Consider the following 12064-nt stretch of genomic DNA (forward strand, 5'->3'; position numbering starts at 1 on the left):
GCGCTCTCCCAGCACGCACTCTTGAGGCACCCGCTCTCGACGCCACCCACGGCTCAGGCGGCGAGTAAGCCGGGGGTGCGGCAGAGCCAGTCGTTGAGGGTGCCGGTGAAGCCGATCGGCGGGCCGACGCTGAGGCAGGAGCCATCGGCGGCACGGCTGCCGAGCCGTACACAGAATGGGCGTTGATCGAGATCAGGGATTCCTGAGTCTCGGGGCACATGACCATCGTGGTCGGGGATTCCTGCCCCTCGGGACACGTGGCCATCGTGGTCGGAGGTTCCTGAGCCTTGGGAGACGTGGCGATCGTGGTCGGGGATTCCTGCCCCTCGGGACACGTGGCGATCGTGGTCCGGGGTCCCGGACACTCGCGACGGACGGTGATCGAGGTCAGGCGGGCCGGAGGCGCACACAGGCGCGCCCTCGCCTGTCGTCCCTCCTATCCACAGGTGCTCGCCGATCGTGCGGCGCCTCGCCTCCGGACTCGCGGCGCTCCATGCGAGGTGCCCGGCGAGCAGGCGCCCCGCGACGGCGCGGAGCAGGGAGACCGTGCAGAGGCCGTGCGCACAGGCGGCTCCCTCCAGCATGACCTCGGGCAGGCCGAACCGTCTGAGGCCGCGAGTCGTGACGGTGAGGCAGGTGCAGGCATCGGTCGCCGCCGGATCCCACGGCGGGCAGGAGCCCTCGGAGCCGATCTCCGTGCTCCAGCCGAGCCAGTCGTCCTCTAGCCGGAACTCCACCGGCTCCGTCTGGCACCCGGATTGATGAGGGACGATGCCGCCGGTGAGCACATCGACGATCACGCCCCGGCAGGCGTCGGCGACGCCGCGCGCCACGGCCCTGGCGACCTGCGCGGCCTCGGGCTGCTCGGCGAGGGACGCGGTGGCGGTGACCACGACATGGTGGCGGGCCCCGCGCACCGCGTCCCGTCCCTCGTCGCCGAGGCTGACCCGCCGCCATGGCGACTGGGCGGCGGGAAACACCCGCATGCCCAGCCGAGGCGTGCCGAGCGCCCGCGCGGCGGCCCTCCTGTGCGGCCCGCTCATCCGCCAGGGAACGATCGAGTCCAGCTCAGCCGGCGGGCGTTCGGCCGCGACGACGAACACCGAGGTGGTCTCGGCCGGGACGGGATAGGTGATCTTCATGGGTCCTCCTGTCGGTCCTGGGCTGTCCGGCGTGCCGTGACGCGGCGGCACGGCCTGCGGCGTGAACCCAAGCCTGGGGTCAGAGCCGGCCGTCCCGCTGCACCGAACGCCACTCTGTGGATAACCCTGCTTGTCCACACCCTGACGGCCCCTTATCCCGGCCCCCTCAGCCCTCGACGGCCGGTCACCCGCCGCCGGCTCGGCGCACCTGGCGTCACCCACCCTTCCCATCCCCGTCAACAGCCCCGAATGCCGGAGGCCGACACCCGCCGACCAGCGCGCCCGGCGTCGACGAACCCGCCCCGGGACGTGTAGGGCCCCGGCAGGCGAACCCCCGCATGCTCGATGTCCTGCTCCGCCCGTCCCCGGTCAGGCGGAGCCGCGACAAGTACGGGCGAGCCGTCACCCGCCCCGTACGGCGCCGCTCAGGAGCGCGGCGGCCGAGGCGGACCACCGCCTGACCTTGGGCCCGTGCCTGCGCCACCAGGTCCGCACCCAGAGCCCCTGTACGCCCGCCAGCACCGCGACCACTATCGCCGCGTCGACGACCGCCGGCGCGTCGCCGCCGTTCAGCAGGGTGGCGAACGCCGGCAGCGCGATGGCCGCGAGGGCGGGGATCACGATCGTCCCCGCGACCGCCAGACACACCGCCGTCCCCAGCACGAGCAGCAACGTGTACAGCCGCACCGCCGAACGCTCACGCCGGGAGAAGCGCGCCAGCGGGCTCACGCCGCCCCTGCCCGTGAGGCGCCCGATCAGGAACCGTCCGTACGCCACGCCGTCGCCGTACAGGTTCCTGCATCCGGCGAGATCCTGGGCGACGAAGTAGAGGTCGGTCCGCATGAAGATGAGGAGTTGGAAGCTCATCGCGTCGATCTGGGTCAGCACGACGATGGAGAGGGCGGTGTGGACGCCACCGCCCGGAGGAACGACGCACAGCAGGACGAACCCGGCAGCCGCGATGGCGGCGTCCAGGGTCATGCCGGCGAGGTAGACGGTCATCCGGACGTGCTTCTCCTCGCCCCAGACGCCGGATACGTCGGTCTGCACCACGAGGAACTGCAGGCGCGATCCAAGGGTGATCCGTCCGGGCACGCCGGCGGCCCGTGCGGTGCACAGATGCGCGAGCTCGTGCAGCATGACCAGGGACCAGGTGATGGCGATCTGGGTGAGCAGCGAGACGGTGCCGAAGCGGCTCCACGCCATGACGCTCGGGCTGGGCATGATCTCGGGCCGTACGGCGAGGGCGGCCAGCCCGCAGAGGATGAGCGCCACCAGCCCGGCGCGCACCCCCGGACGCAGGGTCCAGCGGACGTGACGGGGTTTCAACCAGGGAAGCGACGGGCTTTCCCTCCCGTCGTCGCCGGTCGGCCTGCCGTCGATCTCGGCGACGAAACCCACGCCCATGAGCGCCGCCACGAAGTCGGCCACGTCGACGTCCGTCCCGGTCTCGGCGGTGAGGCGTTCCGCGACACCGTCGACGGGGCGTCCCTCGGCCAGCAGCTCGATGACCCGCTTGCCGATGTCCGGGAAGGCGACGAACTCTCCCGTCTCCACCCGTCCGACGATCCAGTCGGAGCCGTCGCGGCGCGTACGGAGCGGGTGAAGCCGCACCCGCGACGTCCCGGTCACGACGTGCATACGAGGCCCCCCGCTTCGCCTCGCCGCAACGAGATCCCCGCCATAAGGCACATATGAGGCACCCGACTGCGCCGCGCGCGGACGACGCCTCCCTCGAAGCACACATGCGAGGAACCCCGCTTCACCACGCGGGCCCCCTCACGGCGCACCTGTACGGCCTCCCGTTCCACCGTGTGGAAAGGGCGTGCCGGTCACACCGCGCATGTGCGACATCCGGCTTCGCCTCGGGGGAACTCGGCATATATCGGCTGCTGCGGGGCGATGAGGTTGGTGCCCTGGATGAAACCGGCGATGATCGCGGGGACGCCGGTGATGACGCGGAGAACGCCGTGGGCGACCAGGTTGCCGCACAGTCCCGCCGACGTGGCGATCGCGCCGCCCCCTCCGAGATCGACCGGACGGTTCGGGGCGCCGGTCCGCCGGTCCCCGGGCGGGATCCGCTTCCGGTCCTCGATGCGCTGCATGCACTCGTAGCAGGCTCCGCGTCCCGGAACGAAGACACCGGTGGTGACGAGCGGCCCGCTGTAGCCACCGCCCACCCACGGGATCCCGGCGTCGAAGCAGGCCCGGCTGGCCCACACCCGGATGCCGTCCTCTCCCTTGGGCTCGTCGGCGCACAGGGCCAGCACGTCGAACCCCGGCAGCAGGTCGGCCAGCTCATGCTCGCTCCGGACGCGCGACGAGGCGCCGGTCACCTCGATGTCGGAGTTCAGTGCTTTCAGCCTCTCCACGGCGGCGTCCACCTTGGGACGGCCGACGTCCTCCTCGGCGTAGAGGAGCTGCCGGTTGAGGTTGGACAGTTCGACCCGGTCGTCGTCCACCAGGTGCAGGACACCCACCCCGGACGCCGCGAGGGCCAGCGCGGTCGACGCGCCCGCGCCGCCCACGCCGATCAGCAGGACCCGCGACCGGCGCAACCTGAGCTGGGCGTCCCAGCCGTGCTCGCGCGGCGTGAGGTCCACCCACCGGAAGAAGGCGTGACCGCGGCTGTAACGGTCGCGCTCCCGCCTGCTGAGCTCGGGGGCCTCCGTCGCCCCGGCGTCCTCGATGTGGCCGGTGCCGACGAGCTGGGCGACTATCGCGACCGCGTCGTGCCGGGTCAGTTCCGGAAATCCCGACCGCACCACTTCGGCGACGTCGGCGCACGTACGCGTGCCGTTCATCGCCTCGAGAGCCGTCCACACCCAGCCGTGTGGGTCGTCGATTTCGTGGGCCAGCCCGTAGATGTCGCCTCCGATGCGTATCCGGCCGTCGTCGAGGCGATAGGCCGCGTGCTCGGGCTTTATTCTCGGCAACCGCAATCGGGCCTCCGGTAAAGATGGGAATCCCCCCGACCATTTCTCCCCCGTTTCGCTTCCATGTCTCTTGCGTTTCGTTTCCGCATCTCTTCGGCACCCCTTCCGCACGCTTTCCCCACCGGCCCCTGCTGTTTTCCGCGCCGTTTCCGCGGCGCGCTCGTACGCCGTCCTCCATCGGACACGGGAGGGCCGGGGCGGACGGAAGGCGGGTAAAGGCGCCGGAGGCGGCGGAAACCAGAGAAGGGGGCGGCGGGAGACGCGGTGAGGGGCGAAGACGTGGGCCCGGACCCGGGAAACGCGCAGAGCCGCGATCGGGCGCCGCGATGGCCTCCGCTCGTGGCTCCGGCCGCGCCGGGGAATCAGTTACCGGTGGAGTTGCTCAGCCGCTCGGTCGTTTCGAGCCGGTCGAGCCTGCGAATCTCGATCTTGACCGCTCCTTCGGCGGACCCGTTTTCCGCGGGCTTGTTCTCGTCGAGGTCCCTGAGTTCGCTCACGAGCTTCCTCTTTTCATCGGTTCGCCGCATTGACATTGGCGACCAATTGGCAGTTGTCGCGGTTGTCAGGTTAGATCATCGGCAACCCGAGGGAAAGGTGTGATTTTCCAGGGGATTGCGAACCGCATGTCAGGGTGCTTTCAGCGACGTCGGCGCCTCCTCCGCCGCCGCCCGGTCCCGCCCCACCGGGGCGACGCCGCTGTGGAAACGCGTCATTCCGCGGAAAAAGAGGGCGGCGAGCGGAACGGCGAAACCGCCGATCGTGCCGATCACCAGCAGTGCCGACCGGCCGATCGCCGTACTGACCGGGCCGGTCAGCGCGAGCCCGAGGGGCATCATCACCGAGGAGGCCAGCCAGTCGACGGATGTGACCCGGGCGAGCCGTTCCGGAGGGATCTCCCGCTGCAGATTCATGACCCACTGCACCGCGAAGATCTCCAGTCCCAGCCCGGCGACGATGTAGCAGCCGTACAGAAATCCGGACGACACGGGCCAACTGAGCGCGAGCGGCACGGCACCGTACAGCGCGAGGCCGATGACACCGGTCAGCCCGGCCCGGCCGGGTTTCCATTTCATGCTGATGAGTCCGCCGGCCAGGCCCCCGACCGAGAGCAGGGCGAGCGCGGTCCCGTACACGGCGTCGCCGCCGAACGTGTCGCGCGAGATGAGGGGCAGCAGGACCTGCGCCGGCGCGACAGTGAGCATCAACTGGAGTGCGACGGCGATGATGACGCCGGTCACCCACGGCCGCCGCCACACTTCGGAGAGGCCGTCCGCGATCTCCCGTACGGCCGATGCCCGCGGGGCGGCGGCGACCGCCGGTTCGCGCAGCGGCAGGAGCAGGACGAGGCCGAGCATGTAGGCCGCCAGCACGGCGAGGAACCCGATCCGGGGCGACCAGACGGTCACCACGTACGCGCCGAGGCCCGGTCCGACGATCGCGCCGATCCGCCAGGAGACCGCGCCCATCGCCACGCCGGCAGCGCGCTGGTCCGGGGTGAGCACGGACGACAGGCAGGCCTGGTACGCGGGCCGGTGGAACGCCTCCGCCGCCCCCACCAGGAAGACCAGGAACGCGAGGAGCAACGCGGGGGCGTCGCCGCGCAACCCCACGGCGACCACGCAGCACTGGAAGCCAAGGGAGACGATCATCACCGTTCTGCGGGGCAGCCGGTCCGCCCACAATCCTCCGAGCAAGGCGAAAAGGACGAGCGCGATCCACCGTCCGGTGAATATCGCCCCCACGGTCGACGCGGTCCCGCCCGAGTTGAGTGCGGCGATGGTCACCGTGACCGGGAAGATCTGGTCGGCCGCGACCGACATCGTGAAACTGAGCCACAACAGACGGAACTCGCGATTTCGCACCAGGGATCCGTCGGCGGGACGGGCCGAACGAATGAGGTTTCGCAAACGAGTGCGCATGTCACGAAATCATCCCTGCCAGGGTGAATCGTGCAAGAGATGAGATCTGTCACCTGCGTCCCAAACACGAGGATTTCCCCGATTGTCGAGCGATACCGCCCTTCCCGGAAGAGGACCCCTTCCCCACCCGGCGCCGCACCCGAAACCGTCCTTTTCGGCCCGGCACCGCCCCTGCGCCGCCCCGCCCTGCGAAGCTCCACCACCCTTTCCGGCATGGTGGCGCCCCTCGCGCTTTCACGCGAATGTCCGGAGTCCGGGCGCCCCTTCCGGACTCTCAGAAACCGGTGATCGTGCTTCTCCGGCGCACGATCGCGGAGGCGAGGAGATACTGGCCGACGATATAGGTCGCCATGATGGCGAATCCCCGGTACGGGAAATCGAGGTCGGCGATTCCGAACGCGATGAGCGTGTCCGACAGGAAGAACAACGCGCCGCCCACCCCGGCGCGCAGGCCGTACCAGGACGAGGTGATCGCGGTGGCGGTGAGCACCAGCGAGTACGCGGCGACCGGCACCTGAAGCGCGCCGAGCCCGGGCCAGAGCGCGGCGACGAGGACGACCCACACCACCCCGTAGACGGCCACTGCCACCCACGGGCCGCCCGCCCGCCGGCCGCGCACCTCACCCGGGTCCGCGGCTCCGCCGACGGCCGCGCTCCCCGCGTCGCCTCCCGTTCCGGTCGCACCCGCGCCGACCTGCCCGGCCGCGGCGAGGGTCCGGAAGGCGGGCCGCTCCCGTACGAAGAAGGTGATGTAACAGACGTGCGCGACGGCGAAGAACCCCATGCCGGGGACGAACATCCCGTCGATCTCCAGCGCGATGTCCCCGGCGGCCGAGGCCAGGAGGGCGGCCACGATGATCCCGGGGCCGCGCCGGGCGAGCACCCAGAGCGCGAGAAGGGGCATCAGCAGGGCCTTGCTCACCGGGTCGAGCAGGCCGGGCTCGGTGAGCACCGCCACCAGGTGGACCACCGAGCACGCCCAGAAGGCGATCAGCACCGGCCCGGCGAACCTCGCCGGAGCGCCGGGTACGCGGTCTGACTGAACGGCATTCGGTGACTGGTCCATGCCCGGGATCCTAGTGAGCGGGTCTCACGTTAATAAGGCTCCCGAAGCCCGTCTTCGCCCCCTGAAACGGGTGGCGGCAGCCGGACGGTCACCGACGGCGGAGGAATGGACGACCTGTGATCTCCGCGCGACCGCACCGGCAAGCGACGCCGACGCTTCGTGCGGCCCAGCTCATCGGGAAGGCCGGCGCTTCACGCGGCCCAGCTCATCCGCAAAACCGGCGCTTCACCCGGCTCAGCTCATCCAGAGAACCGGCGCTTCACCCGGCTCAGCTCATCCGGAAGACCGGGCCGCGCGGGCGGAACGGGAGGTGGGCCGCGGCGGGGATCAGGAACGCGTGCTCCCTGCGGATCCGCACCACATCGCACGCGCCGTCCGTGATCACCAGGATCGGCCCCTCCGGCGGGAAGTCGTCGGCCCGCTCCAGCAGGTCGATCCCGGGCTGCAGGACCGTGCCGCCCCGGCCTCGTACGCGGACCTTCGCGGCGATGTCCTCCACCGCCAGATATCCGGCGTCGTACGCGGCGGCGTCGCAGAACACCACGCGGGCGCGCGGCACGTCCCTGGCGAGGGCGTAGGACGCGATGGCGCCCAGGGCCTTGCCGAGCAGCTTCACGTCCATCGAGCCGGACGTGTCGAGCACGACGCCGAAGGTCGCCTGCCGTACGACCTCCTCGGGGCGGACCCAGCCGGGGCGCGGGATGTCGGGCGTGGCGGACTGCCGCCGGGACGCCCGGCCGTAGGAACGGCGCCGCTCGACCGCGGGCACGTGTTCCTCGAACCAGCGCGCGAGCGCGGCGTCCCACGGCAGCGGGGGCTGGTCGAGCGCCCGGATCTCCTCTTCGAGCCCGGCGGGGACGTCGCCGCGCCCGCTGGTGCGGTGGTAGACGAGGCCGCTCGCGAGCGCGTTCCGGTAGTAGTCGTCGAGGTCGACGTACCGGCCGGGCGCCCCGGGGCGCGGCAGCGGCTCGCCGAGCACGTCGCCGACCCCGCGCCCGCGCAGGGTCGCGAGCTTGCGCAGGCGGCGCAGGTCTCCGGCGATCCGGTCGTAGACGGCCTCTCCGGACAGTCCCTTGAGCGCGGGGTCGTACAGCAGGCCCTCGGGCATCGTCCCGACGCCCATCTCGACCAGCCAGCCGTTGACGATGTAGTCGCAGGCGACGTTCCACAGGTACGGGTCGCGCCACCCGGCGCGGTCGCCGTGGCGCAGCGCGGCGTGCAGCATCTCGTGGGCCAGCACGAAGCGCCACTCGTCCGTCGTCATCGAGCGCAGCGGGTTGACGTAGATCTCGGCGGCCTGGGCGTTGACGGCGGCCACGGAGATGTTCCAGGCGCGGGCGAGGTCGGCGTCCGCGACGATCGTCATGCCGGTCGCGAGCGCGCCCAGCAGCGGGTACGACGACACGAACCAGCCCAGCGCGAGGTCCCACGGTTTCTTGACGCCGCCACCCCCGGAGCCCCGGCCGCCCGCGGCGTCGATGGCCCAGTACGCGGCGGCCGAGATCCCGATCGCGAACGACCGCTGGAAGTCCACCCGCTTGGCGACGTCCTCCGACCCCACGAAGAAGTCCGGATATTTCGTGGTCTGAAACTCGGCGGGCACCCCCGTCATCCGCCACCGGGCGGCCAGTGCCCGCTCGTCCTCCTGGGGGAACGGCGGTGGCGTCTCGGGCGGGCGGCCGATCTTCAAGGTGTGCAGGAACCGGTCGACGGCCACGCAGCACGCGGCGCGGTAGGCGGCCAGGGGCGCCCGTCGCACCTCGGGCGAGTGCGGGATCTCGTCCCGCCCGAGGTCCTCCTCCCCTGCGGTACGCGGGTCGAGGTGGCCGAACCCGGCGTGCAGCAGGCAGTGGGCGAACACCCAGGCCCACTCGAGCGGGTCCCCGCGCCGCTTCGGGTGGTGGTACACGCTGCCGCCCGCCGTGATGTACGCCCAGCCGTCGCTCGGCAGCCGGCCGTCGGGGGCCTCGTAGAGGTATCCGCCCAGCGACTGGAACAGCGGGTGCGCCCGCACCAGGGCCCACCCAGCGTGGACGGCCTCGCGCCACGGATCGGCCTTCCGCTTGCGCCGCGACATGTCAGCTCCGGGCGGAGGCGAGCCGGGGCAGGTCCCGGCTGACCTCGACGAGGAACCATGAGGGCAGCACCGGAGCGCCGTCGTCGTCGGTGGCGATGACGAGCTGGGCGCATTCGAGCGAGATCTCGGCCAGCTCGACGAGCAGGGTCTTGGCCCGGAACGCGAGCTGCCGCCCGGCCGCCGGGGCGTGCTCCTTCGAGGCGGGCAGCCCGCGGACGAGCCGGGCGCGGAACGTCTCGGCCAGGAAGTACAGCAGGTCGCGGTCCTCGGGCCCGCGCGGCCAGCCCGCGTCGCCCTTGAGCACGGCGTCCAGGTCGTACGCGTGCCGCACCGTCTTGACGTACGCGCGGAACGCCGAGGCGTGCGACGCGGTGAGCGTGCCGTGGGCGAGGACGGCCAGCGTGTCGTCGTCGAGGCCCTCGCCGTACGAGTGGACGGCGTCGGACAACATGTGCCAGCCGCGCGGCGTGGAGAACGGCTCCTCGGTCTTCGGCGCGGGGCTCCACAGGTGGTCGGGCCGCTGCACGAGATAGTCGGCGATCCAGGGGTGGATGCCGTTGCCGGCCGCCCATGTCAGCCAGTCGTCGGCCGAGGCCCGCAGGTGGACGTGCACCATCCGGTTGACCAGAGCGGACGCCATCGGCCTGGCGAGGGCGTTGTCGGACGCCCGGTTGCCCGCTCCGATGACGACCGACCCCTCGGGCAGCTCGTACGCGCCGATGCGGCGGTCGAGGATCAGCGAGTAGAACGCCTTCTGCACCTCGGGAGACGAGGCGTTGAGCTCGTCGAGGAACAGGCAGTACGGCTCGTCGCGCGCGATGGTCTCGGGGGGTGCGAACCGGCTGCGGCCGTCCACGATCTGGGGCACGCCGATGAGGTCCTCGGGGGCGAGCTGCGTGCCGAGCAACGTGACGCAGTCCAGCCCGAGCGACGCGGCGAACGCCTGGACCAGCGAGCTCTTCCCGATGCCCGGCGCTCCCCAGAGGAACACCGGCCGCACGACGGCGACGTGCAGCAGCACGTCGGGAAGCTGCGCCGGGGTCACGGTCACGGTGGCCTGCATGGCGACCAGGCTCCCGTACGACCTACCGGAAAGCACCCGATTTATCGGGACATGCCCGGCTGGCAGAAGCTCAGTGACCGGCTGACAGCAGCCGGGAACGCGACCTGTGCGTCAGACCTGTGTGTCAGACCTGGGCGACGGCGAGGGACTGCGCGGGGAGGTAGAGGTCGCCGTCCATCATCCGGACCGCGTCGTCGGAGGCGAGCAGCACGTGCTTGGCCCCCGGCGAGAGCCGTACGGGGATGGGGAAGGAGCCGAAGTTGGCCGCGACCCGCAGGGACCCCCGGTCCATCACCAGGAAGTGGCGCTCCTCGTCGAAGCGGACCCGCACGCGGTCGAGGCGCGGGTCGGCGAGGTCGGGATGCGTCTTGCGCAGCGCGATGAGGTCGCGGTACCAGCCGAGCAGCGACATCCCGCCGTCCTCGGAGATCTCGCTCCAGTCGAGCTTGGAGCGCAGGAACGTGGCCTCGTCCTGCGGGTCGGGAGCCTTCCAGTCGTAGCCGAACCCCTCGAACTCGCGCCTGCGCCGCTCGGCCTCGCCGTCGGCGAGCGCCGGGTCGTGGTGGTCGGTGAAGAAGTAGAACGGCGTCCGCGCCCCCCACTCCTCGCCCATGAACAACATCGGCGTGAACGGCGAGGTGAGCAGCAGGCCGGAGGCGATCCAGAGCTGCTCGGGCTCCATGCGGTCGCCGAGCGGCCGGTTGCCGATCTGGTCGTGGTTCTGCACGCAGCAGACGAACCGGTATCCGGGGACGCCGTTCGCCGGCCTGCCGTGGCTGCGCCCCCGGAACGACGAGTAGCCGCCGTCATGGAAATATCCGGACGTGAGCACCTTGGCCAGGGCGGACAGCTCGGCGAAGTCGGCGTAGTAGGCGTGCCGCTCCCCCGTCACGGCCGCGTGGACCGCGTGGTGGACGTCGTCGTTCCACGCCGCGTGCATCCCCAGCCCGCCCGCCTCGCGCGAGGTGACCAGGCGCGGGTCGTTCAGGTCGGACTCGGCGATCAGCGTGAGTGGGCGTCCCAGGTTCGTGGACAACGCCTCCACCTCGGCCGACAGCTCTTCGAGGAAGTGCACCGCGCGCCGGTCGTGCAGCGCGTGCACGGCGTCCAGCCGGAGGCCGTCGACGTGGTAGTCGCGCAGCCACTGCAGCGCGTTCTCGATGAAGTAGCGCCGGACCTCGTCGGAGCCGGGGCCGTCCAGGTTGACCGCGTCGCCCCAGTACGACCCCTTGAAGCCGTGCAGGTACGGCCCGAACTTCGACAGGTAGTTCCCCGACGGCCCCAGATGGTTGTAGACGACGTCGAGGATCACGCCGATCCCGGCCCGGTGGCAGGCGTCCACCAGGTCCTTCAGCCCGTCGGGCCCGCCGTACTCCTCGTTGACCGCGTAGAGGTCGACGCCGTCGTACCCCCAGTTGCGCCGCCCCGGGACCGGCGGCACCGGCATGATCTCGACGAAGTCGACGCCGAGGTCGACCAGGTGGCGCAGCCGCTCCGCGACGGCGGCGAAGGTGCCCTCCCGCGTGAACGTGCCGACGTGCAGCTCGTAGATGACCGATCCGCGCAGGTCGCGACCGTGCCAGTCCTGGTCGCTCCAGGTGTACCGGTCGTGGTCGTAGACCCGGCTCGGCCCCTCCACGCCGTACGGCTGCCGCCGCGTCCGGGGGTCGGGGAAGGGCCCCTCCCCGTCCACGTGGAACGCGTAGTCGTCGCCGTGCTCACCTCCGGGGGCGTGCCACCAGCCGCCCGGGCCGGCCGTCATGTCCCGCCTGACGCCCCCCGACTCGACCTCCACGCGTTCCGCCTCGGGTGCCCAGACCTCGAACATGCCTCTCCCGTCGTTGTCGTCGTATATGGGGGA

The 12064-nt window shown here is 71.3% G+C and carries 9 protein-coding genes; all 9 read right to left on the reverse strand.

The genetic code is table 11. The features are described from left to right. Positions 1-53: 53 nt before the first annotated feature. A complete protein-coding gene (locus AWQ70_RS12080; RefSeq protein ID WP_067174370.1) occupies positions 54-1142 on the reverse strand; it encodes a hypothetical protein in 1089 nt (362 codons plus the stop codon). Positions 1143-1544: 402 nt separating this feature from the next. After that, positions 1545-2774: a PqqD family protein gene (locus AWQ70_RS12085; protein ID WP_157530020.1), complete on the reverse strand. Its 1230-nt coding sequence runs from the start codon at positions 2772-2774 to the stop codon at positions 1545-1547. Positions 2775-2974: 200 nt separating this feature from the next. Then, entirely contained in the window at positions 2975-4078 is a 1104-nt protein-coding gene (locus AWQ70_RS12090) for a HesA/MoeB/ThiF family protein (protein WP_084516890.1), read from the reverse strand. Positions 4079-4440: 362 nt separating this feature from the next. Beyond that, the gene (locus AWQ70_RS41975) at positions 4441-4575 is read right to left on the reverse strand and encodes a hypothetical protein (protein ID WP_281196900.1); all 135 of its coding nucleotides are present in this window, start codon (positions 4573-4575) and stop codon (positions 4441-4443) included. 129 nt (positions 4576-4704) lie between these two features. Then, positions 4705-5940, reverse strand: a complete 1236-nt coding sequence (locus AWQ70_RS12095; protein ID WP_169808651.1) for an MFS transporter — start codon at positions 5938-5940, stop codon at positions 4705-4707. A 331-nt stretch (positions 5941-6271) separates the two neighbouring features. Then, a complete protein-coding gene (locus tag AWQ70_RS12100) occupies positions 6272-7063 on the reverse strand; it encodes a lysoplasmalogenase (protein ID WP_067174382.1) in 792 nt (263 codons plus the stop codon). A 268-nt stretch (positions 7064-7331) separates the two neighbouring features. Continuing rightward, on the reverse strand, positions 7332-9140 hold the full coding sequence (locus AWQ70_RS12105; RefSeq protein WP_067174385.1) for a vWA domain-containing protein: 1809 nt from the start codon (positions 9138-9140) through the stop codon (positions 7332-7334). A 1-nt stretch (position 9141) separates the two neighbouring features. Next, positions 9142-10203, reverse strand: coding sequence for an ATP-binding protein (locus AWQ70_RS12110; RefSeq protein ID WP_067174387.1), 1062 nt, complete (start codon positions 10201-10203; stop codon positions 9142-9144). 124 nt (positions 10204-10327) lie between these two features. Next, complete coding sequence (gene treZ, locus AWQ70_RS12115) at positions 10328-12031, reverse strand: malto-oligosyltrehalose trehalohydrolase (protein WP_067174390.1); 1704 nt, start codon at positions 12029-12031, stop codon at positions 10328-10330. Between the last annotated feature and the right edge of the window lie 33 nt (positions 12032-12064).

The organism is Microtetraspora niveoalba (assembly GCF_001570405.1).
Lineage (GTDB): Bacteria > Actinomycetota > Actinomycetes > Streptosporangiales > Streptosporangiaceae > Microtetraspora > Microtetraspora niveoalba.

Excerpts from the sequence above, each read along its gene's own strand:
- AWQ70_RS12080 (WP_067174370.1), bottom strand. The coding sequence starts at position 1,142 with ATGAAGATCACCTATCCCGTCCCGGCCGAGACCACCTCGGTGTTCGTC.
- treZ (WP_067174390.1), bottom strand. The coding sequence starts at position 12,031 with ATGTTCGAGGTCTGGGCACCCGAGGCGGAACGCGTGGAGGTCGAGTCG.
- AWQ70_RS12105 (WP_067174385.1), bottom strand. The coding sequence starts at position 9,140 with ATGTCGCGGCGCAAGCGGAAGGCCGATCCGTGGCGCGAGGCCGTCCAC.
- AWQ70_RS12110 (WP_067174387.1), bottom strand. The coding sequence starts at position 10,203 with ATGCAGGCCACCGTGACCGTGACCCCGGCGCAGCTTCCCGACGTGCTG.
- AWQ70_RS12100 (WP_067174382.1), bottom strand. The coding sequence starts at position 7,063 with ATGGACCAGTCACCGAATGCCGTTCAGTCAGACCGCGTACCCGGCGCT.